At 37.0% G+C, this 22,944-nt stretch carries 19 protein-coding genes and 1 riboswitch; of the genes, 17 read left to right on the top strand and 2 right to left on the bottom strand.

Annotated features, from left to right (window positions below):
- The first annotated feature begins 207 nt into the window (after positions 1 to 207).
- The 7 genes from IGL48_RS09650 (at position 208) to IGL48_RS09620 (ending at position 9,963) form a co-directional block, all read left to right on the top strand.
- On the top strand, positions 208 to 1,665 hold the full coding sequence (locus IGL48_RS09650) for an amino acid permease (protein ID WP_002356790.1): 1,458 nt from the start codon (positions 208 to 210) through the stop codon (positions 1,663 to 1,665).
- A gap of 218 nt (positions 1,666 to 1,883) precedes the next feature.
- On the top strand, positions 1,884 to 3,260 hold the full coding sequence (locus tag IGL48_RS09645; protein WP_010824805.1) for a hypothetical protein: 1,377 nt from the start codon (positions 1,884 to 1,886) through the stop codon (positions 3,258 to 3,260).
- Positions 3,261 to 3,440: 180 nt separating this feature from the next.
- The gene (locus IGL48_RS09640; protein WP_021732988.1) at positions 3,441 to 6,230 is read left to right on the top strand and encodes an ATP-dependent DNA helicase DinG; all 2,790 of its coding nucleotides are present in this window, start codon (positions 3,441 to 3,443) and stop codon (positions 6,228 to 6,230) included.
- Positions 6,231 to 6,305: 75 nt separating this feature from the next.
- Positions 6,306 to 6,824 carry a DUF5590 domain-containing protein gene (locus IGL48_RS09635; protein ID WP_002382785.1) on the top strand — a complete coding sequence of 173 codons (519 nt, stop codon included), beginning with the start codon at positions 6,306 to 6,308 and terminating at the stop codon, positions 6,822 to 6,824.
- A 38-nt stretch (positions 6,825 to 6,862) separates the two neighbouring features.
- On the top strand, positions 6,863 to 8,062 hold the full coding sequence (locus IGL48_RS09630) for a pyridoxal phosphate-dependent aminotransferase (protein WP_002384256.1): 1,200 nt from the start codon (positions 6,863 to 6,865) through the stop codon (positions 8,060 to 8,062).
- Between the two features lie 16 nt (positions 8,063 to 8,078).
- Complete coding sequence (gene asnS / locus IGL48_RS09625) at positions 8,079 to 9,431, top strand: asparagine--tRNA ligase (protein WP_002384257.1); 1,353 nt, start codon at positions 8,079 to 8,081, stop codon at positions 9,429 to 9,431.
- A 112-nt stretch (positions 9,432 to 9,543) separates the two neighbouring features.
- On the top strand, positions 9,544 to 9,963 hold the full coding sequence (locus IGL48_RS09620) for a hypothetical protein (protein WP_002367000.1): 420 nt from the start codon (positions 9,544 to 9,546) through the stop codon (positions 9,961 to 9,963).
- Positions 9,964 to 10,564: 601 nt separating this feature from the next.
- Here the strand turns inward: IGL48_RS09620 and IGL48_RS09615 are convergent.
- The gene (locus IGL48_RS09615; RefSeq protein WP_002384258.1) at positions 10,565 to 11,524 is read right to left on the bottom strand and encodes a Gfo/Idh/MocA family protein; all 960 of its coding nucleotides are present in this window, start codon (positions 11,522 to 11,524) and stop codon (positions 10,565 to 10,567) included.
- Between the two features lie 166 nt (positions 11,525 to 11,690).
- Between IGL48_RS09615 and IGL48_RS09610 the strand changes: the two genes are divergently transcribed.
- From IGL48_RS09610 to clpB, 10 genes are all read left to right on the top strand, one after another.
- Entirely contained in the window at positions 11,691 to 12,215 is a 525-nt protein-coding gene (locus IGL48_RS09610) for a hypothetical protein (RefSeq protein WP_002382789.1), read from the top strand.
- A 59-nt stretch (positions 12,216 to 12,274) separates the two neighbouring features.
- Positions 12,275 to 12,454 (top strand): hypothetical protein, encoded by a 180-nt coding sequence (locus tag IGL48_RS09605; RefSeq protein ID WP_002384259.1) that lies wholly within the window; start codon positions 12,275 to 12,277, stop codon positions 12,452 to 12,454.
- 99 nt (positions 12,455 to 12,553) lie between these two features.
- Complete coding sequence (locus IGL48_RS09600) at positions 12,554 to 13,195, top strand: glycoside hydrolase family 73 protein (protein ID WP_002366997.1); 642 nt, start codon at positions 12,554 to 12,556, stop codon at positions 13,193 to 13,195.
- A 19-nt stretch (positions 13,196 to 13,214) separates the two neighbouring features.
- On the top strand, positions 13,215 to 13,901 hold the full coding sequence (locus IGL48_RS09595) for a hydrolase (protein WP_002356802.1): 687 nt from the start codon (positions 13,215 to 13,217) through the stop codon (positions 13,899 to 13,901).
- 146 nt (positions 13,902 to 14,047) lie between these two features.
- Positions 14,048 to 14,145, top strand: a riboswitch (purine riboswitch).
- A 154-nt stretch (positions 14,146 to 14,299) separates the two neighbouring features.
- The gene (locus IGL48_RS09590) at positions 14,300 to 14,881 is read left to right on the top strand and encodes a xanthine phosphoribosyltransferase (protein ID WP_002356804.1); all 582 of its coding nucleotides are present in this window, start codon (positions 14,300 to 14,302) and stop codon (positions 14,879 to 14,881) included.
- Positions 14,882 to 14,883: 2 nt separating this feature from the next.
- Complete coding sequence (locus IGL48_RS09585) at positions 14,884 to 16,203, top strand: nucleobase:cation symporter-2 family protein (protein ID WP_048949331.1); 1,320 nt, start codon at positions 14,884 to 14,886, stop codon at positions 16,201 to 16,203.
- Positions 16,204 to 16,530: 327 nt separating this feature from the next.
- Complete coding sequence (gene purK / locus IGL48_RS09580; protein WP_002384262.1) at positions 16,531 to 17,646, top strand: 5-(carboxyamino)imidazole ribonucleotide synthase; 1,116 nt, start codon at positions 16,531 to 16,533, stop codon at positions 17,644 to 17,646.
- A gap of 42 nt (positions 17,647 to 17,688) precedes the next feature.
- Entirely contained in the window at positions 17,689 to 18,984 is a 1,296-nt protein-coding gene (purB, locus tag IGL48_RS09575) for an adenylosuccinate lyase (RefSeq protein ID WP_002356808.1), read from the top strand.
- Positions 18,985 to 19,167: 183 nt separating this feature from the next.
- On the top strand, positions 19,168 to 19,539 hold the full coding sequence (locus IGL48_RS09570) for a DoxX family protein (protein WP_002359784.1): 372 nt from the start codon (positions 19,168 to 19,170) through the stop codon (positions 19,537 to 19,539).
- A 269-nt stretch (positions 19,540 to 19,808) separates the two neighbouring features.
- Positions 19,809 to 22,415, top strand: a complete 2,607-nt coding sequence (gene clpB, locus IGL48_RS09565; protein ID WP_002362158.1) for an ATP-dependent chaperone ClpB — start codon at positions 19,809 to 19,811, stop codon at positions 22,413 to 22,415.
- A gap of 34 nt (positions 22,416 to 22,449) precedes the next feature.
- On the opposite strand, the gene IGL48_RS09560 is transcribed toward clpB, so the two are convergent.
- Positions 22,450 to 22,929, bottom strand: a complete 480-nt coding sequence (locus IGL48_RS09560; RefSeq protein ID WP_002362157.1) for a nucleoside 2-deoxyribosyltransferase — start codon at positions 22,927 to 22,929, stop codon at positions 22,450 to 22,452.
- Positions 22,930 to 22,944 lie beyond the last annotated feature (15 nt).

Below are 22,944 nucleotides of genomic sequence, written 5' to 3'. Positions count from 1 at the left end.
AAAATCTCTTAGAAAAAGGCCGGTGAAGCAACTTATTCACCGGCCTGTTTTAGTCATCAAATAAATTAGAAAATCATTGCTAGAAGCGTTTTAATTACTTATTAAAAAGCCATCTTTATTTAATTATGTTGAGCTTGTGCATAAAAAGTAAAATGCTTATGATAAATGAAGAGCTTTATTTTTTTTAATAAGAAAGGAATTGGTTATATGGACAAAAAGCAATTACGATGGTTCACCGTCGGGTTAATTGCCTTTAACATGGTCTGGGGTCTTGGAAATGTTGTGAATAATTATGCACAACAAGGGATTTCAGTGGTCACTTCATGGCTTTTGATTTTAGTTTTATATTTTATTCCCTATGCGTTAATCGTAGGACAATTAGGTTCAACATTTAAAGACAGCAATGGTGGGGTTAGTTCGTGGGTGCAAAACACCAGTACTAAACGTCTAGCCTATTATGCAGCATGGACTTATTGGGTAGTGCACATTCCTTACTTGGCACAAAAACCACAAGCAATTTTAATTGCCTTAGGTTGGGCAGTTCAAGGGAATGGAAACCTAGTCAATACGATGCCAATCGTAACGGTATCATTTATTTCATTAATAATTTTCTTGGTTTTCTTGTTATTATCAACAAAAGGGTTAACCACCTTAAAAGTTATTGGTGGTTTAGCTGGAACCGCCATGTTTGTGATGTCTATTTTATTCATTTTATTAGCGGTAGGCGCACCATTTATTAATTCAACGGTTGAATTTGCGACGCCAAACATGTCACAAGTCAGCACCTACATTCCTAAATTTGATTTTAGTTATTTTACAACCGTATCAATGTTAGTTTTTGCGGTAGGTGGCGCTGAAAAAATTTCTCCTTACGTAAATGCAACTAAAAATCCAGCCAAAGAGTTCCCTAAAGGAATGATTTTCCTAGCGGCAATGGTTGGTTTATCGGCTGTTTTAGGTTCATTTGCAATGGGAATGTTATTCTCAAGTGACAATATTCCTAAAGATTTAATGGCAAATGGTGCCTACAGTGCCTTCCAAAAATTAGGCGCATATTATGGTGTCGGTAATCTCTTAATGATTGTTTATGCTTTGACGAATACAGTGGGTCAAGTGGCTGCGTTAGCCTTTTCAATTGATGCTCCACTGAAAATTCTTTTAGCTGAAGCAGATCCAGAATTTGTTCCAAGTTGGTTACGTAAACGTACGAAAAAAGGTACGTTAATTAATGGTTACTTATTAACAGGTATTTTAGTAAGTATTATTATTGCTTTACCGATGTTTGGGTTGAAGGACATGAACGAAGTGGTTAAATGGCTAACTAACTTAAATTCTGTAGTTATGCCAATGCGTTACTTGTGGGTCTTCTTTGCCTATATGCTTCTAAACAAAGCGTACAAACAATTTAATTCAGAATATAAATTTGTTAAAAATCCTAAAATTGGTTTTGTGTTTGGTCTCTGGTGTTTCCTATTTACAGCCTTTGCTTGTATCTTAGGAATGGTGCCTAAATTTGAGTATGCCTCAGATCCCCAAGGCTGGTTGTTCCAATTAGCTTCTAACATTGTGACACCAATCGTCTTAATTCTATTAGGAATGATTTTACCAGCAATTGCACGTCGCGAGAAAAAAGACACGATTTTGCCAATTGATTCAGCAGAATAATTGGTTACATGTTTCAAGAATAAAATAGTCAGTATAAGTATTTTGCGTGAGATAAATGGTCAGCAGGACTGTTTGTCTCACGTTTTTTTCTGTCGATTTTTCTCTAAAATTTCTATTGTCTCTTAAAAATATGAGAAAATCAGAAGAATTTCTCCTGTATACTAAAGGTATCTATCATTAAAAAATGGTTATTAACGGAGAAAAAGGAAGTGAACCTCATGACTAAAACACTTGAAACACAACCAGAAGAGAAAACGGTCTTTCTTTGTAAAGAAACGAATCCAGATTTTTTAGGACGAGAAATTTATGCGGATAATGTTGAAACACCGTATAATTTTTACTTAATTCGCAAGCTTTATTTAGCGAAAGAGTACCAAAATTTAGCAGAAGGGGAACAATTTTTTGAGGCTTTATGTGAAAGTTGGGATGAATCAGAACAGTTTGAAGAGTTAATTGTTAAAAAGATTTATGTCTATGTTGAAACGGAGTTAATGTACTACACTGTTTATTTTGGAAGCTTTGAGCCGACCACTCGTGACTTACGATTCGCACTGAAACAATGGATGTATGAAATACCGACAACTAAAAATAAAAAAACAGTCCGTATGAATGAAACCAATGTGCAAGTAGTGCCGCAAGAAAATCAAATAACGGAATTAGCTGGTGAAATTGCTGTCTTACGTGAAATGTTGACACTTTTAAAAGAAAATTTAGCCTCCTTGAATGAAGCCGTTAATCAAACGAGAAATCCCGTCATTTCTAGACAAATAAAAACGATCCATTTGAAAAGAGCTTCTCCTGTGATAACCGCAGAACAGGCATCGCTGAAAGTATCAGAGGATGCTAATCTGGAACAACCAGACGTCAATATCTCGCCTAATAATTTGGAAAAGCAAGAAGTTGAAACAACTGTAGCAACAAGTGAAGCAGAGCTTCCTGTTAACAAACCAGCGCTTGAAGAACCAGCGAAAGAACCAGTGTTATCTGAACTAGCGCCATTTAAAGAAGCGCTGCCAGAAGAACCTCAAGAAAACCAGCAGAGTACCGCGGCAAAACCTTTATTTACTTTTCCACAAGAAACAGAAAAAAGCTCGTTAAATTCAGTGAATAAGTCTGCCGAAAAAGAGGAGGAGCAGAAGTCAGAAAAAGAAGCTGTCTCTATGGAAAGTGAGAAAGAAAATTCATCAAGTCGGACAATTCCTGCGGACTTTCAACGACAATTGGACGAATTAGAAGAGGAAATTTATCGTCGCTTTATGAGTCGCCAGTTAGAGGATACTGATGGAAATCAAGCAGTACCGAAAATAACGATTGAAAAAAGACAGTTAGAAGCACAAATGTTTGAAGCAAAAGCATTCTCACAATCATTTAAACAAGTTCAAAAGAAAAAGGCAGGAGATGTGCGAATTTGCAATCAGTTAAGTTGTATGAAACTAGAAAAAGGATTAGATAAATTTTTAGACGAAGTTACAGAATATGTTGAAAAGCGGACACTATTTAATAAAAAGGTTCGTTGTCCGCTACCAGTAATTAGAGAATTGGAAGGCTATGGGCAATTAAACCAGTATATGCAGAAAATCCTTGACTGTTATTAATCGTTTATTTAGGAGAAGGTAAGACAAAACCGTTCAATTTATCAGCTTTTAAGCCTGAAACAAAAATCACTTTGGATTTTTGTTTCAGGCTCTTTCTTATTATTTCTGGAAAAGATTTCAAGAGAATTTTTGAAATACTAGTGAAAATCCTATAAATTGTAGTATAATTTTCAAAGATGAATGAAAGGCGTGAAGTCATTGAAAGACAAACAAGTGTATGCAGTAGTTGACCTTGAAACGACTGGAACAGATCCTACAAGTGATCGGATCATTCAGTTTGGATGCGTTCTCGTTCAAGATGGAAAGATTATTGCGAACTTTGCGACAGATGTGAATCCCAATCAAGTAGTACCAAAACAAATTCAAAGTTTAACGGGGATTAGTAATACGCAAGTTCAAAAAGCGCCTTATTTTGAAGATGTAGCACATACAATTTATCATTATCTGGAAGATACTATTTTTGTGGCGCATAACGTCCACTTTGATTATAATTTTTTAGCTCGTGAACTGGTACGGTGTGGCACGCCGCCACTTACCATTCCAGCCATTGATACAGTGGAATTGGCACAGATTTTTTTACCGACAGAAAAAAGTTTCCGTTTAAGTGATTTGTCGGAAAGCTTAGGTTTGTCTCATGAGAATCCCCATCAAGCAGATAGTGATGCGCAGGTTACAGCCGAACTTTTGTTATTAATTCAAGAAAAAATGAAATCTTTACCATTAGTCACTATGGAAAAAATTGCGGAATTAAGTCAACAGACAGCGCGGGAAACCAGTACTTTTATTCAACAAACGTATGAACAAATGAAAAAACAAGTCACACCATTAAATCCAGCTTATCAAGTGGTCAGTGGCATTGCTTTACGCAAAAAAGAAGTTCCTCTTTTTGAAGAAACGTTCTATCAGACTAGCACGTATCCCAAAACTAAAAAAGCCAAAGAAAAACTGTTTGGCGAACGTTTCGCTTATCGTGCGGAACAGAGTCGGATGATGAATTTAGTCTATCATCATTTTACAGAAGGAACGACAAAAGATTTATTTATTGAAGCGGCGACTGGAACGGGAAAAACATTAGGCTATCTGTTGCCGATGAGCTATTTAGCAACGCCAGAAAAACCAGTCATCATTTCAACAGTTTCGATTGTTTTACAAAATCAATTAGTGGAAAAAGATTTACCATTAGCCAATCAAATCTGCCAAGGGAAATTACGAGGCATTGTTATTAAAAGCCATCGACACTATCTTGATTTACAACGCTTTAAGGCAACGTTGAATCAGCCAACTCCGCAAAAACAATACGCTCTTTATCAAATGGGCGTTCTCGTCTGGTTGCTAGAAACAGAAACGGGCGATTTAGATGAACTACAATTGACGAATTTAAATCATTTATTCTGGAAAGAAGTTACACATCGCGGATTGGATTTTCTTTCAAAAAAAGATGAACTTTATGAAGTTGACTTTTTAAGACATCTGTATAAAAAAGTCGCTCAAAGTAACGTGTTGATTGTTAATCATGCATTTTTGGCGCAAGAGTCGCTAAGAAAACAACCGTTATTACCTGAAAGTCCGTGGCTAATTATTGATGAAGCACATCATTTACCAGACATCGCTAGTCGGATGGCGAGCGAACGAGTAAACAGTGTGATACTAAAAAAACAAGTCACGCATTTTATTGAAAAAGAGCAACTTTTTGTTGCTTTACAGCAAATTTTTCAACAGTTTTCTGAAGAGCAGCGGCTTGTAAAAATTTATCAGCAAGGTTTACTGGATTTTGTGGATGAATGGCAAGATTTTCTTTTTGAATTGCATCGTTTATTTAGTAAAACGCAGAAGCGAATAGACCATCAGGAGTTGCTTTTAACCAAAGAACGTATTGATTATTTATCTGCTGCGGGAGAAAAACATAGTCAAACGCTCCAGCTTTTACTGCAGGAGCTGTTGACTATTCAAAGTAAGTTACAGCAAACAATTATGAGTCAGTTGGAAACCTTTAGTTTGGCTGATCGCATCGTTTTTGTTCGCTTGTTTCAATTTTTTGATGAAATTGAACGTATTCATCACTGTTTTACCATTTATCTTGATGATTGGCGTCCACGTTGGGTAAAAGAATATTTACCACAAAATGATGACCATGGCTTGATTGAAATTCATGACTTAGAAGCTAGTTTGCTTCCTGAAACAAAGTGGTATCCGCGGTATGAACGAATTATTTATACAAGCGGCACATTGAAGTTTGGCAACAATAAAAAGTATTTACCGCAACGGTTAGGTTTAACAGAGGTGACGTTCAAAACCCTGCCAACGCCATATAACTATGCAGAAAATGCGCGAGTCTATGTACCGGAAGAAGCAGTAGCCATTCAAAATGCCTCTTCCTATGAAATGGGTCAATACATTTCAGATACCATTGAAAAATTGATGGCGCAAGAGGAACGTTCGATGTTGGTTCTTTTTACTTCGCATGAATTATTGTCCACCGTGTATCATCAAGTCCAGCCAAGATTATTGGAAAAAGGACAAGAGGTCCTCGCCCAAGGGATTAGCGGCAGTCGTGAAAAAATTCTTAAACGGTTCTCTAATGGAAAACCGAATGTCTTGCTAGGAGCCGATAGCTTTTGGGAAGGTGTGGACTTACCAGGAACAGCTTTACAGTTATTGATAGTCACGCGTTTGCCTTTTGAAAACCCGAAACGACCACTTGTGCAAGCAAAATATGCGTATTTAGAAGCAGAAGGGATACAACCATTTGCTCAAGAAGCGGTACCAAAAGCAGCCTTACGTTTACGACAAGCACTGGGCCGTTTAATCCGTTCTGAAGAAGACAGAGGGGCATTGCTGATTCTGGATCGTCGTTTAGTCACTGCAAAATATGGCAAACGATTAATCAAAGCGTTTCCCAAGGGACTCTCAGTAAAAGAAGCGCCCATGCCTGAAATTTTAGAAGAATTAAAGGAATTTTTAAACAAATAATTGATTATTTTTAGGTCATATTTGTGAAAGGCCGCTATTTTTCTGCTATAATAAGACCCAGTAAGTTTAGAGAGGATGGAAGGATTTTTGGAGGAATTAGAAGAAAAGAAAGAGAAGAAACGGATTACTGTCCTTTTAACCCTATTGGCAATCCTTTTAGCAATTCTTGTAACAATAATTATCTTTTTTGTACGAACCAATCAACCAATGGCTCAAGCCAAAAAAGAAGCAACCGCAATTGCCAAAACTTCTGCTAATTTAGAAACAGTTGATAAATTTTACTGGTTTACACGCAAAAATACGTATTTTACTTTAACCGGCAAAAATGATAAAGGCACAGAGATTGTCGTGATTGTCCCTAAATCGGGAGAAAAAGTCACGGTCTTAAATCAAAAAGATGGTCAAACTGAACAACAAATAACAGACATTGTTGCTAAAGCCCATCCCGATGAATCGGTGATGAAAGCTACGTTAGGGCTTTATGATAAGCGCCCTGCATGGGAAGTGGTCACCGAAAATGATCAAGGAGTACTGACGTATTATCTGATGAGCTTTGATAAAGGTGAAGAGATCAACGTTGTCAAAGATATTTAATTTAGATAGGTTTTGATGAAAGTGGGAGTGAAAGGTGTATGAACGTATCAAATCGAGCACAGCAATTGACTCCTTCTGTTACATTAGCAGCTGCCGCCAAAGCGAAAGCATTAAAAGCAAAAGGTGTAGATGTTTTAAGCTTAACGGTTGGGGAACCAGATTTTGTAACCCCGAAAAATATTCAAAAAGCAGCAATTGCTTCAATTGAGGATGGAAGAGCAAGTTATTACACTCCTTCTGGCGGTATTCCTGAATTAAAGCAAGCGATTGTTTCTTATGTGGAACGAGAATATCAACTTTGTTATCAACCCAAGCAAGTTATTGTGACAGATGGTGCCAAATATGCGCTATATCTATTATTTCAAGCCATTTTGAACGTTGGGGACGAAGTGATTATCCCTGTCCCTTATTGGGTAAGTTATGGTGAACAAGTCAAGTTAGCAGAAGGCAAGCCAGTATTTGTATCAAGCACGCAAGAGCAATCATTTAAAGTATCAGTCGCACAATTAGAAGCTGTACGAACAGACAAAACGAAAGCAATCATTTTAAATTCACCATCTAACCCAACTGGTGTTATTTATACGGAAGAAGAATTACGCCAAATTGGTGAATGGGCAGTTGCTCATAATATCCTCATTATTGCAGATGATATTTATGGCCGTTTGGTGTACAATGGACATCGGTTCACACCAATTGCAACCATCTCAGAAGCAATTCGTCAACAGACAATCATTATTAATGGTGTTTCCAAAACATATGCAATGACAGGCTGGCGCATTGGTTTTGCAGTCGGTGATGAAAAAATTATTCAAGCAATGACACAACTCGCTTCACAATCCACCAGTAATCCAGTCGCGGTTAGCCAATATGCGGCAATTGAGGCTTTAACAGGTGAACAGTCGACAGTTGAAGACATGCGTCAGGCCTTTGAAAAACGCCTGAATCATATCTATCCAAAAGTAGCAGCTTTGCCAGGCGTTTCGCTAATAAAACCTGAAGGCGCCTTTTATCTATTCCCGAATGTCAAAAAAACGTTAGAAATTTGTGGGTATGATAACGTGACTAACTGGGTGGAAGATTTATTACAAGAAGCGCATGTTGCTCTGGTAACGGGAGAGGGCTTTGGTGCACCAGAACATGTGCGGATGAGCTATGCGACAGATTTAATGACGTTAGAAAAAGCGATTGAGCGAATGAACGACTTTATAGAAAAGAAACGAATTCAGCACAACGCCTAAAAGAATAAACTAAGAAATGAACGGAGAGACAAACGTGGAACAAATTCAAATTATTGATTCAAACAAACATGTTGGAGAAACAGTAAAAATTGGCGCTTGGATTGCTAACAAACGCTCAAGCGGAAAAATTGCCTTTTTACAATTACGTGACGGGACAGCCTTTTTCCAAGGTGTCGTGTTCAAACCAAACTTCATTGGAGCCTTTGGTGAAGAAGCTGGTACAGAAAAATTCCAAGAAATTAAACATTTATCACAAGAAACAGCAGTCATGGTTACTGGTGTTATCAAAGAAGATAGCCGTTCTAAATTCGGCTATGAAATGGATATCACTGATTTAGAAGTCGTTGGCGCTTCAGAAGATTACCCAATTACGCCGAAAGAACACGGCACAGATTTCTTAATGGATCATCGTCATTTATGGTTACGTTCAAGCAAACAACATGCAATCATGTTAGTTCGTAACGAAATTATTCGTGCTACTTACGAGTTCTTTAACGAACAAGGATTCATTAAAATTGATAGCCCAATTTTAACAGGCTCAGCACCAGAAGGCACAACAGAATTATTTGAAACAGATTACTTCGGACAACCAGCATTCTTATCACAAACAGGTCAATTATATGCAGAAGCTGGTGCGATGGCATTTGGAAAAGTCTTTACTTTTGGACCAACTTTCCGTGCGGAAAAATCCAAAACTCGTCGTCACTTAACGGAATTCTGGATGATTGAACCAGAAATGGCATACACAACTCATGAAGAATCACTAGATATTCAAGAAGCCTATGTAAAACATTTAATTAAATCGGTATTGAAAAATCAACAATATCCATTGGATGTTTTAGAACGTGATACAGCGTTACTAGAGAAATATGTTTCGGAACCATTCAAACGTATTACTTACGATGATGCGATTGAGTTATTACAAAAAGAAGAAGCAAACAATGATTATGATCACATTGAATGGGGCGAAGACTTTGGTAGCCCACATGAAACCTTTATTTCAAATTACTATGGCGTTCCAACATTCATTTTAAATTATCCAAAAGCAATTAAAGCCTTCTATATGAAACCACATCCAACACGTGAAGATGTTGTAATTTGTGCCGATTTAATTGCACCAGAAGGTTATGGTGAAATTATCGGTGGTTCAGAGCGTGCAACTGATTATGATTATTTGAAAGAAAAAGTAGCTGAGTTTGGCTTATCTGAAGAAGAATACAGCTGGTATTTAGATTTACGTAAATACGGTTCTGTGCCACATTCTGGCTTCGGATTAGGTTTAGAACGTGCTGTTACGTTCATTACTGGTAATGAACATATTCGTGAAGCGATTCCGTTCCCACGTATGTTAAACCGTATTTATCCATAGAGAAAAATGGAAACTGGAAGTTTAAGCGTTTAGCTTGAACTTCCAGTTTTATTTGATGCGATAAAGCTTAAATTGATATTCACCAATTAGTAATGTTAAGGGAGTAAAAAAGATGGTTTTCTTTGGTTTTTTATTTATTTTTCTGCTTTCGGTAATTTTATTTGTCTCTGATCGCTATACAATGAAATACGTTTTATGGATTATTTTAGCTGTAACATGGAAAAATTTATTCATATTTAAACTAATTAGCTATTCTATAAATGATAGTGGATTTTTTTATCTGATATATGACATTTTGGTTGTACCGTTATTTTTTATAATGACAGGTGTGGTTCTTTTAATCGAAAGTTTCTACAAAAAAACACGCTCATTTATTCCAGAGGCACTTTTGGTTTTGACTTTTGCGTTGTTAGGGAGTAGTTATGGAGAAACAGTGTTAAGTGAAGTAACGCCTAGTTGGTTAATGATTCAGTTGATCGTAGTGGTCTATTTTTGTTATTTATTGTTACAAAACTTAACTGAGAAGAAGTAGGAAAGAAAGAGAAAAACTGAATTAAGCTTTTATTATTAAAGGAGGTGAACAGAAGCGATGATCAGTACACATCTATTTGCCTATGAAGATATAATTGGTAGCCTGTTGGCTTTCCTAGGACTGTTATATGCCATCAGGACGGAAAGTATCATTAGATATTTTGTATTGACTATTGTTGCAATTATCTGGATCAATCCAGTCTTATTTAAGAATTACATAGTTGTCTTATCGAACATATTTTTACAATTTATGTTTATTCCGTTATTTTTATTATCACTGTCAATCATTTTTTTGACAGAAAAAGAGAATAGATTATTTTGTATACCAATTATTTTTTTAGTATTTCTTGTCTTTTCACAAGCTACTTGGCTTTATGAGTATAATACAGAGTTAAGAGTTAGTGCAGTATTTATGATACTGTTAGGGATATATCTCAAACTAGTAAAAATAATTAAGCAGTAAAACAAAAAGAGGTCGGGACAGAAGTGTTTAACTCCGAGAAATAAGCCGAAGGGGTTGCTTCTGTTCTCGCCGTGTATCAGTTTTTGAGCGTGGAGCAAAAATCCAAAGTGATTTTTGTCCCACGCTCTTTTTGATTCCCTTACGCCTGCCATAATTTTTGCATCTGGTCCAAAATATCAATGACTTCTGTCGTGAAAAATAAGGAGCGGTTGGGTTGTGTACCTTTGATTGCTTCAACCATATTGTAGATTTCGTAATTCATGGCTTCAGCTGAATACCCAGAAACGATGGTCTCAACCGTACCGTCGTTGTAGTGAACAATCGCTTCATCTGCGCGTGGATAATCTGTAATGGTAATATAGGCATCTTCAAAAGCAACAATTCCTTGCTTTGGCATTTTTGCTTGGAATGTTAATGAAATAGTAGCCAACTCATTTTCTTTATTCCGAAGCAATGTCACCGATTGTTCATCAACGCCAGTAGAGAAGGGAACCATGCTAGAAGCTAAAACGTCAGGTTGTGAGCTGAGAAACCAACGAGCAAACGAAACCGCATAAGTACCAATATCTAACAATGCGCCGCCTGCTAAGTCAGGATTAAAAAAGCGATTTTTAGGATCGGGTTCTTTGTAACTTCCAAATGGTGCTTGAATCATTTTTAACTGACCAAATTTGCCAGCATCCATCAAGCGACGTAATTCGTCGTATAGTGGCATGTTAAAAATAGTCATGGCCTCTGCTAAAATAAGGTCATTTTTTTCTGCAACTGCCAAGGCTTGTTTTAATTCTGCCGCGTTCATCGTAATAGCTTTTTCACACAACACATGTTTTCCGGCCTGGAGCGCTTTTAAAATGTGTTCAGCATGTTGTTTATTTGGCACTGCTATATAGACAACATCGATCGTTTCATCTGCTAGCAATTCTTCATAAGAACCATAGGCTTTAGGGATTGAATAATCAGCGGCAAATTGTTCTGCTTTAGTCAATGTCCGTGAAGCAACAGCTGCAAGTTGGCTAGTTTCTTGTTTAAACGTTGAAGCAAATTCGTGGGCAATCCCACCTAATCCTACGATGCCCCATTGATATAATTTTTTTGTCAAAAGAAGTCCTCCTAATCTATGCAATTTCTTCAAATCTTCTTCATTATTTATTATACTGTAAACAAGAGAAATTAGAAAACAAGGACAATTTTGTAAATATGATAAAATCCAGAGATAAAAAGATGCTTTTTTTAGAGAATTTCAGTAAAATAGAAAATGGAGGCGAATGATTATGCATCAAGTTTATGTAGATATTATTGTTGACGCAATTATTGAACAGTACCAAACAGAAGAAAATTTTTACTCCGCTTATCAAATTCAAGCAGCCGATTGGCAAGCTTGGAAAGAAGGCCAATTTGGTTTGGACAATGAAGTCATGCAAAAAATTAAGAATTTGTTTACGGATTATGAGTGGATGCTGACTCAAAAAATACTCCGCCAAACCATCTTATTTCCGGAAAAACGCAACCTAGCTGTTTCGGAATATAAACGGTTAAAAACAACAATTGCCAAAAAATGGTTACAATCTGATTTGGGCGTTGTAGAATTGATTCCTAACAATAAACAGGAACAAGAAATTGCTGCTGGTTATATTGATTTGAAAGTGACGCTGGCCTATGGTGAATGGGGTTTTGATGATATTATTACATTCCGGTTACCAGCTACGATTCAACGACAATTGGAAGGTTCAAAAGTTGAATTATTAGATTGGGTCAATGAAAATCTGATGGATACTTACGTAGGTGAATAACGAATAGGAAGGATGGTCTTTTGAAATACACAATTGCTGGGATTTTATCTGTGATTATTATGTTTGGTGCGGTAATTTTTGTCTTTTTTGGCAAAAAGCCAGTTGAAGAATCTGTTCACACATCAACTGAAACAACAGTGAAATCATCCACTAAAATTTCTGAAAGTAGTACAGTTTCTTCAACTGCTACCACTGAATCAAGTACTGAAATCACGAGCGTAAGCAGTGATGAAAGTTGATAATTTTCTGTGAAAATGATACAATTATTCGGTTATAGTAACAAATGAAATCAATCACGAAAGTGAAAGATAGTGAAACATTTTATCGGAAAATAAAAGATGAAGTGGGGAATTAATGAAGTGAGCAACTATCAGAAAAAAAGAAAAAAGCAGCTGAATTTGCCAAAGTTATTCTTAGGCGTAGTTGTCGTCGGTTTGGCCTTTGTCTTTTCGTTATCTGTCCTTTCTGATTCAGATAAGGGACAAAGCGAGTCAGTCAATCGCCAAAATGAAAACATCTCAAAAGAAGAATTTGTTGCTGAAATCACACCGTATGCACGTGAATTACAAGAATCTTACGGGGTATTACCAAGTATTATTATGGGGCAAGCAGTTTTAGAATCAAATTTTGGACAAAGTCAATTAGCATCGAAATATAACAATCTTTTTGGGATTAAAGCATATGGCAATCAACCAAAAGTCAATTTAGAAACAAAAGAGTATGTCAATGAGGTCTGGATTACGATTCAGGGTGATTTTCGAGTTTATGACAATTGGGAAGAATCCATGCGAGATCATACCAAGTTATTTGTTGATGGGGTCGATTGGGATCCAAATTTATATGAAAAAGTCTTGTTAGCCAAAAATTATAAAGAGGCTGCACAAGCGCTTCAAGATGCTGGATACGCAACGGATCCTACATACGCTGATAAGATCATTCATGTAATAGAAGAATACAATTTAAATAAATACGACCGTTAAGCATGGAGGAACGATGACAATGAGCGAAAAGTGGATTCCAGAAATTATGACGCCGCTGAAACAAGATATTGTAAAAATGCCAGAGATTATTCGGCAAGCCAGTGGCATTAAAATTTTTGGCCGTAAAATAAAATCAATTATTTTTACGACAGATATTGCGATTATCCGCAATACGGATGCACAGGCAGTGATTGCTGTATATCCTTTTACACCGCATCCAGCGATTACAAAAGGCATTATTGAAGCAGCGGATATTCCTGTCTTTTCAGGAGTCGGCGGCGGTTTAACGCAAGGCATGCGTTCTGCTTATATGAGTTTATTTGCAGAAGCACAAGGCTCAATGGGTGTCGTTTTGAATGGTCCTACACCAATTGAAACAATTAAAATGGTGGATGAAGCAATCGATATTCCTATTATCAGTACAGTAACTTCTATTCATACGCCAATTGATGAAAAACTTGCGGCTGGCGTGGATATGATTAATATCAGTGCAGGAAAAGACACTGCAGCCACCGTACGCTATTTCCGTGGCAAGTATCCAGAATTACCGATTATTGCAACAGGAGGACCAACTGAATCGAGTATTCATGAAACCATTATCGCCGGAGCGAATGCTATTACATATACGCCCCCTAGTAACGGTGAATTATTCAGCAAAAAAATGAAAAAATATCGTGAACAAGAAAAAGCAACCGATGAAGAATAAAAAACGCTTTGGCAGTCTATCCTGCCAAAGCGTTTTTGGCTATTTAATGTTCGCTTTTACGGAACAATGGAAGAATGAACCAATTATTTGAAAATTCTAATGAAAAAAAGTTGTTAAACCATTGAAAGTTAGAGATTTTTGTACTATCCTAGAGAAACATAGAAGCTTGTATAAGGTCAAAATACGGTTGACCGTCTCTACCCAGCACCGTAAATGCTGGTCTATAAGTGAAGAAGAGCGGATAGCCCTTTTTTGCTTTGGCAAAATGGGCTTTTTTCTTTTGTTAGAACACGAATATAAATAGCACTTTGTTTTATTTCGTTCGTTTTTAACGAACCGTCCTTTCCTCAGGATGAGAACAAAGCATCTATCGAAAAATAAGTAAAGGAGTTCATATTGTGAAGGAATTAGTCGAACGTATTAAAAATGATGGCCGTGTATTAGGTGAAGGTGTTTTAAAAGTAGATAGTTTTATTACGCACCAAGTGGATCCAGAATTAATGGAGGCTATGGGTAATCGTTTTGCTGAGGTTTTCGCAGAAGCAGGCATTACCAAAGTAATTACAATTGAAGCATCAGGAATCGCTCCTGCCTTATACGCAGCGCAAAAATTAGGCGTGCCAATGATCTTCGCTCGTAAGGCAAAAAGTTTAACCATGGATGAAGAGCTTTTAACGGCTTCAGTTTATTCATTTACAAAACAAGTGACAAGTCAAATTTCCATTTCAAGAAAATTTTTATCTGATGCTGATAAAGTGTTGATTATTGATGACTTTTTAGCTAACGGACAAGCTGCCAAAGGATTGGTAGAATTATGCCAACAGGCTGGTGCAAAGGTTGAAGGAATTGGTATCGTAATTGAAAAATCATTCCAAGATGGTCGTCAGTTATTAGAAGACATGGGCTTAAATGTAGTCTCTTTAGCACGTATTGCTTCATTAAGTGAAGGAACGGTGACGTTTTTAGAGGAGGATGCATAATCTTGGAAACAAAACAATTGAATACACCACAACAGACGGAAACACCAAATGGGAAAGCCGCCGTTTTAGGATTGCAACATTTATTAGCGATGTATGCTGGAGCAGTTGCCGTACCTTTATTAATCGGAACCGGCTTGAATTTTGATTCGCAACAAATGACGTATTTGATTTCAATCGATATTTTTATGTGCGGCGTTGCGACACTTTTACAATTAACGGTGAATAAGTTTTTTGGGATTGGCTTGCCAGTCGTTTTAGGTTGTGCCATTCAAGCAGTTGCACCTTTAATCATGATTGGTACGAACAAAGGGGTTGGTGCAATTTACGGTTCAATTATTGCTTCGGGCATTTTTGTCGTTCTTATTGCAGGATTTTTCTCAAAAATTAAACGTCTATTTCCGCCTTTAGTCACCGGCACAGTCATTACAGTTATTGGTTTGACCTTAATTCCTGTTGCTGTTGAAAAAATGGGTGGCGGCTTAGCAACGGACAAAAGTTTTGGTGATACTAAAAACTTGCTCCTCGCATTTGTAACAATTGCCTTAATCATTGTTGTGCAAGTTTGGGGACGTGGCTTTATCAAGTCAATTGCCGTGTTAATCGGCCTAGTCGGCGGCACAATTTTAGCTGCGTTTCTGGGATTAGTGGACTTATCTCCTGTTGGTCAAGCTACGTGGTTTCATTTTCCACAGCCATTTTATTTTGGCAAACCAACGTTTGATCTTTCTTCTATTGTGTTGATGATTATTATTTCAATTGTTAGTATGGTTGAATCAACAGGTGTTTATTTTGCCTTAGGAGATATTACAGGGAAGAAAATTGGCGAAGATGATTTACGTCGTGGGTATCATGCAGAAGGTTTAGCCGTCATTTTAGGGGGGATTTTTAATACGTTTCCTTATACAGGTTTCTCTCAAAATGTCGGGTTAGTTCAATTATCTGGGATCAAAACACGTCGACCAATTTATTTTTCTGCTTTTTTCTTAATTATTTTAGGCTTATTACCAAAAATTGGTGCGATGGCCCAAATTATCCCAGAGCCAGTTTTAGGCGGCGGAATGCTGGTTATGTTTGGAATGGTGGCTGTCCAAGGAATGCGCATGTTGTCAAAAGTTGACTACTCAAATGACAAAAATTTATTAATTATTGCCATCTCGATTGGCTTTGGTTTAGGCTTTAATATTATGCCGACGCTCTTTAATAAAGTACCAGAAACTGTTAGCATGTTTACTGGTAATGGAATTGTCATGAGCAGCATTACCGCAATTATTTTAAATCTTTTATTCAATGGTTTAAAAGAAACCTCAGAAAGTAACGAATAGTTTCAAAAAAGTATGATAGATAAGGTCAGGTGGCTTTTCTTTCATACTTTTTTGACCTAATCATCGTTTAGAAAAATTTAATGTTTTCATCAATCTGAAGAGAAAAAGAGAAAAAAGCTTGGTTACAAAGAGACGAGTAGTAAGTTACCGCTGTTTTATCCTAAAGTATGTTAATAAATTCTGATGAGAAAACCTAATGGAAACACTGCTGGCACTTGAAGTTGAGCCTTTTTCCTTGTATCATGTAAAAAGAGCACTCTTAAAGGCTAGACTGCGACGAGAAACCGCAGAAGGATTTTAAGGATAAAACTGTGATGGAAAGTTGTGATGAACTTGGATAAACCACTATTACCTGGTCAAGTGATTGGTATCATTGGTGGCGGACATTTAGCAAAAATGATGGCCCTTAGTGCAAGAGAAATGGGGTTTCGAGTGGGTGTGCTAGATCCACAAATTGATTGTCCTGCTGCACAAGTTGCCGATTGGCAATTATTAGGAGCATATAATGATCCTGAAGCGTTAGAGAAATTGGCAAAACGTGCCCAAGTGATTACGTATGAATTTGAACATGCAGATGTTGATGCGTTAACAGCGATTCAACATTTGGCGAATATACCGCAAGGAACAGACATTTTAGCGATTACGCAAGATCGCTTAATGGAAAAAAGTTTCTTGGAAGATAATAATATTGTGATTGCACCTTATGCAACGATTGTTAGTCCGACTGATATTCAAGAAGCAATTGATGGCATTGGTTATCCGTGTATCTTGAAGAATACGCGAGGGGAAGGTCGTTATGTACTACATAGTACTTCAGACTTAGCGCCATCCATGAATCTTCTAAGAGAAGGAACCTGTGTTTTGGAAGCTTGGATTCCTTACGAAAAAGAATTATCTGTTCTGATTTCTGGTAATGGTCGTGGCGAATTTGCGACATTTCCAGTTGTGGAAACAATTAAAAAAGAGCGTAAGCTACATGAAACGATTGCACCAGCCCGAATTGATGACGAAGTCAGTGGTGAGTTGCAACGAATTGCTAAGGTGATTGCTAAAGCAGTTGGTTTAGTCGGCACCCTTTCAATTGAAATGTTTTATACAGAAACAGGCGGGATTTATGTAAATAAAATTTTACCTCGTCCAGAAGATGCTGGGAATTTTTCAATAGATGCTTGTTCTTTTAGCCAATATGATACGCATATTCGTGGCTTATGTAATTGGTCAATGCCAACGATTCAACTGTTGTCTGAAGCAGTCACGGTCAATGTGCTTGGAAATGAGGCCTATGAAACGATGGACATTATTAATGAACATCCAGATTGGCATTTCCACTATTATGGCCACAGTGAAGCAAAAGCGCAACGAGCGATGGGGCATATTACTATATTAACCAAAGAAATCGATGAAACACTGGAAGAAATTAAAGAAACAAAGATTTGGTCGTAATTATTTTTCAAAAATTGAGGAGTAAAGAGGGGATAAGGCACAATGATTGATCGTTATACAAGACCCGAAATGGGCGCAATTTGGACAGATGAGAACCGCTACAAGGCATGGCTAGAAGTTGAAATTTTGGCGGATGAAGCTTGGGCAGAACTTGGCGAGATTCCTAAAGAAGATGTACAAAAAATCCGAGAAAATGCATCATTTGATGTTGCACGTATTTTAGAAATTGAAGCAGAAACACGTCATGATGTTGTCGCTTTTACTCGTGCCGTTTCAGAAACGCTTGGTGAAGAGCGAAAATGGGTACACTATGGGTTAACCAGCACAGATGTTGTGGATACTGCCTATGGTTATCTATTGAAACAGGCGAATGATATTTTACGGAAAGATTTACAAACATTTACGGAGATTGTCGGAGCCAAAGCCAAAGAGTATAAACATACGGTCATGATGGGAAGAACGCATGGCGTTCATGCAGAACCGACTACATTTGGTTTGAAATTAGCGTTGTGGTATTCTGAAATGAAACGCAACATTGAACGTTTTGAACATGCAGCCAAAGGTGTCGAAGCAGGTAAAATCAGTGGAGCCGTAGGTACCTTTGCCAATATTTCACCATTTGTTGAAGAATATGTTTGCGAACATTTGGGGATCCGTGCTCAAGAGATTTCGACACAAGTTTTACCACGTGATTTACATGCAGAGTATGTTTCTGCCATGGCATTAATTGCGACAAGTATTGAAAAATTTGCAACAGAAATTCGTGGTCTACAAAAATCAGAAACACGTGAAGTAGAAGAATTTTTTGCAAAAGGACAAAAAGGATCTTCGGCAATGCCGCATAAACGGAATCCAATTGGTTCTGAAAATATGACTGGTTTGGCACGTGTGATTCGTGGTCATGTCATTACTGCCTTTGAAAATGTGAGTTTATGGCATGAACGAGATATTTCTCACTCGTCTGCTGAACGGATTATTATTCCCGATACGACGATTTTACTAAATTACATGTTGAATCGTTTTGGTAATATTGTCAAAAACTTAACGGTCTTCCCAGAAAATATGAAGCGTAACATGGATGCGACCTATGGACTAATTTATAGCCAACGTGTCTTGTTAAAATTGATTGACCATGGCATGACACGTGAAGAAGCGTATGATCTGGTCCAACCAAAAACAGCTTACGCATGGGATCATCAAACGGCGTTCCGTCCGTTGCTAGATGCGGATGAAAAAATTACATCTGTCTTATCAAAAGAAGAGCTAGATGATGCCTTTGATTACCATTATCATTTAAAAAATGTTGACACGATTTTTGAACGTGTTGGTTTAGGGTAACAAGAAAGCGAGAAGGAGGATGATTCTTCTCGCTTTTCTCTTATAATGTTATAAACTGAAGGATTAAAAAACAAACGTATTGTTAAATACGTTTGTTTTTTTCTATACTTTTTTCGATTTATCCTTTATAATGTAACTTAAATAGTTACATTAACTATTTAATGCAAACAAAGGAGGAGAAGTATGGATAAACAACAGCGAGGCATTCAAGTGATTAGAATTTGGCTAGGGGTGACGATGCTAATTCATGGAGTGATGAAAGTAACGTCATTGGAAGATACTTTAGCGTTTTTTGCTAGTATTGGTTTGCCAAGTCTTTTTGTTTATGGTGTAGCAGCAATTGAATTAATTGGTGGATTATTTATGATTATTGGCTTTTTAATTCCTTTGGTATCAGTAGGATTCATAGCAGTTTTAGTCGGAGCTATTTTTTCTTTTGGTTTGGCAAGTGGTTTTAGTGGTTATGAGTACGAATTATTTTTAGCGATAACCAGTTTGGCTATTTTGGTTAGCTATGCCGATAAAAAGTATCTTACGTTAAAACTTTATTTTTAATAAATCAAAGCAATAAAGAGTTGGTCAAACTAGTTGTGATTGCGAAAAAGCCCTAAAACAGTGATATTTAGTTGTTTTAGGTTTTTTTTATCAAAAAGGTCAAAAAAGGTCAATTTATTTATTGACCTTTACTGACCAATGGGGTATAATAAATTTATAAGGTTTACAAATACCTTAACTTTTGAAGAAATCCATCAAAAGTCGGATAATAATAATTGTAAAGAATGTTAAAATAAAAAAGACAAAATAATAAACGGGAGGGATCGTTTATGAATATTGAAAAAATGACAACCACGCTTCAAGAGGCGATTGCTGAAGCTCAAAAAGTTGCGGTGACACGGCAACATCAAGAAATTGATATCGCACATTTATGGAAAATTTTTCTTCAACCAAACCATTTTGGACGTAATTTTTACACAGATGCTGGTTTAGATGTTGACGCATTTGAACGAGAAGTAGATAACGCGTTAGATGAATATCCAAGTGTGGCGGGCGGTAATGTGCAATATGGTCAAAATTTAAGTCAAAATTTGTTCCATTTATTGCAAGAAGCTGATTCACTTCGAGAAGAATTCCAAGATGAATTTTTATCAACCGAAATTGTACTTTTAGCTTTAATGAAATTGAAAAATTATCGTTTAACAAAATATTTAATGCAACAAGGCATTACGGAAAAAGAGTTAAGAAAAAATATTGAAGAGATGAGAGGAGGAGATCGTGTGACTTCTCAAAACCAGGAAGAACAATATAAAGCACTAGAAAAATACGGTGTTGACTTAGTACAACAAGTAAAAGCAGGAAAACAAGATCCAATCATTGGTCGTGACGAAGAAATTCGTGACGTTATTCGGATTTTATCAAGAAAAACTAAAAATAATCCAGTCTTAATTGGTGAACCAGGTGTTGGTAAAACAGCGATTGTTGAAGGATTAGCACAACGAATCGTTCGTAAAGATGTTCCCGAAAACTTAAAAGATAAAACCATTTTTTCTTTAGATATGGGTGCCTTAATTGCGGGAGCAAAATTCCGTGGCGAATTTGAAGAACGGTTAAAAGCTGTTTTAAAAGAAGTGAAAAAAAGTGATGGCAAAATCATTTTATTCATTGATGAAATTCATAATATCGTCGGAGCTGGTAAAACTGAAGGCAGTATGGACGCTGGGAATTTATTAAAACCGATGCTAGCACGTGGTGAATTGCATTTAATCGGTGCCACAACGCTTGATGAATATCGCCAATATATGGAAAAAGATAAAGCCTTAGAACGTCGTTTCCAAAAAGTATTAGTCAAAGAACCAACAGTAGAAGATACAATTTCTATTTTGCGTGGCTTAAAAGAACGATTTGAAATTCACCACGGCGTGAATATTCATGACAATGCTTTAGTTGCTGCCGCTACTTTATCCGATCGCTATATTACTGATCGTTTCTTACCAGATAAAGCGATTGACTTAGTCGATGAAGCAAGCGCAACGATTCGAGTGGAAATGAATTCGATGCCAACAGAGCTCGATCAAGTAACACGTCGGTTAATGCAACTAGAAATTGAAGAAGCGGCCTTGAAAAAAGAATCAGATGATGCAAGTAAAAAACGGTTAGCCAACTTGCAAGAAGAATTAGCAGATTTGCGTGAAGAAGCCAACTCAATGAAAATGCAATGGGAAACGGAAAAAGAAGAAGTTAATGCGGTTTCCAACAAACGTGCAGAGATTGATAAAGCAAAACACGAATTAGAAGATGCTGAAAATAATTATGATTTAGAACGAGCTGCTGTTTTGCGTCATGGAACAATTCCACAATTAGAACATGAATTGAAAGAATTGGAAGAAAAGAACGCTAAAGATAACGTCAAAATGGTACAAGAATCGGTTACTGAAAACGAAATTGCGCAAGTGGTCGGTCGTTTAACTGGCATTCCTGTGACAAAATTAGTTGAAGGCGAACGAGAAAAATTAATGAAACTGAATGAAACATTACACAAACGTGTGATTGGTCAAGATGAAGCTGTCGATGCTGTTAGTGATGCGGTAATTCGTTCAAGAGCAGGCTTACAAGATCCAAATCGCCCACTTGGTTCGTTCCTTTTCCTAGGACCAACTGGTGTTGGTAAAACAGAACTTGCTAAAGCTTTAGCTGAAGATTTGTTTGATTCTGAAGATCATATGGTACGGATTGACATGAGTGAATACATGGAAAAACATGCCGTGTCTCGTTTGGTTGGTGCCCCTCCAGGCTATATTGGTTATGAAGAAGGTGGCCAGTTAACAGAAGCTGTTCGTCGAAACCCTTATACAATTGTCTTATTAGACGAAATTGAAAAAGCGCACCCAGATGTCTTTAATATCTTATTACAAGTTTTAGATGATGGTCGTTTGACAGATTCTAAAGGTCGGGTCGTTGATTTTAAAAATACAGTTTTAATTATGACAAGTAACATCGGCTCTCAGCTTTTATTGGAAGGTGTGACACCTGAAGGAACAATTCCAGAAGAAGTTGAAAATCAAGTCATGAATATTCTAAAAGGACACTTTAAACCAGAGTTCTTAAACAGAATTGATGATACTATTTTATTTACACCATTGAGCTTGGATAATGTGAAAGGAATCATTGGTAAAATGACCGCACAACTTGCTCATCGTTTAGAGCAACAAGAAATTGTGTTGGAAATCACTGATGAAGCTAAAACATGGATTGCTGAAAATGGGTATGAGCCAGCTTATGGAGCTCGTCCGTTAAAACGTTTCATTACTCGTGAAGTCGAAACACCATTAGCAAAAGAAATTGTTTCTGGTCGAGTAATGCCAAAAACAAAAGTCACGATTAGTCTATTAGACAATCAATTAGTTTTTGAAAATGAACCAATAGAAGAAGTATAAAAAAAGAACGAGCGAATTCGCTCGTTCTTTTTTATTATGACAATCGTTGCTTAATTTCTTCCAACAAATCCTCTTCTGAAGAAACAACCCGACCATTCAATTTAATCAAACCAACTGTATAAAGGTTTAAATAATGGAATTGATTTTCAGCGACTTCGTTCAAAGCATCAAGCTTTTGGTGATTATCAGCACCTTGTTGGCGGCTGTCTGTGTAAAGGGCAACCACCGGGATTCCTTTGGCATAAGCAACACCAATTTCGGAAGCTACGCCCGCATCAATGGTTGGACCGTCTAATAAAGCAACCAATAAATCGCTAGCAAGGACATTTTCTGTATCTGCTAAGGCAATCATTTTGCTATCGGCATAAGCAGATTTGTCGTTAATCGCCGCATTTTCTTGTGGTAAATAAAGATCGATTGTTTTATCCAATTGTCGAATTTGTTCGACTAAATAGGCATTATAACGTAAGTCAGCTTGCGAAAATAAAGGTCCTGCAAAATAAATTTTTGTCATTTGTCTGTCTCCAAT

The organism is Enterococcus sp. DIV1090 (assembly GCF_050537975.1).
In the GTDB taxonomy this organism is placed as follows: domain Bacteria; phylum Bacillota; class Bacilli; order Lactobacillales; family Enterococcaceae; genus Enterococcus; species Enterococcus faecalis.
This window is presented reverse-complemented; position numbering and strand designations above follow the sequence as displayed.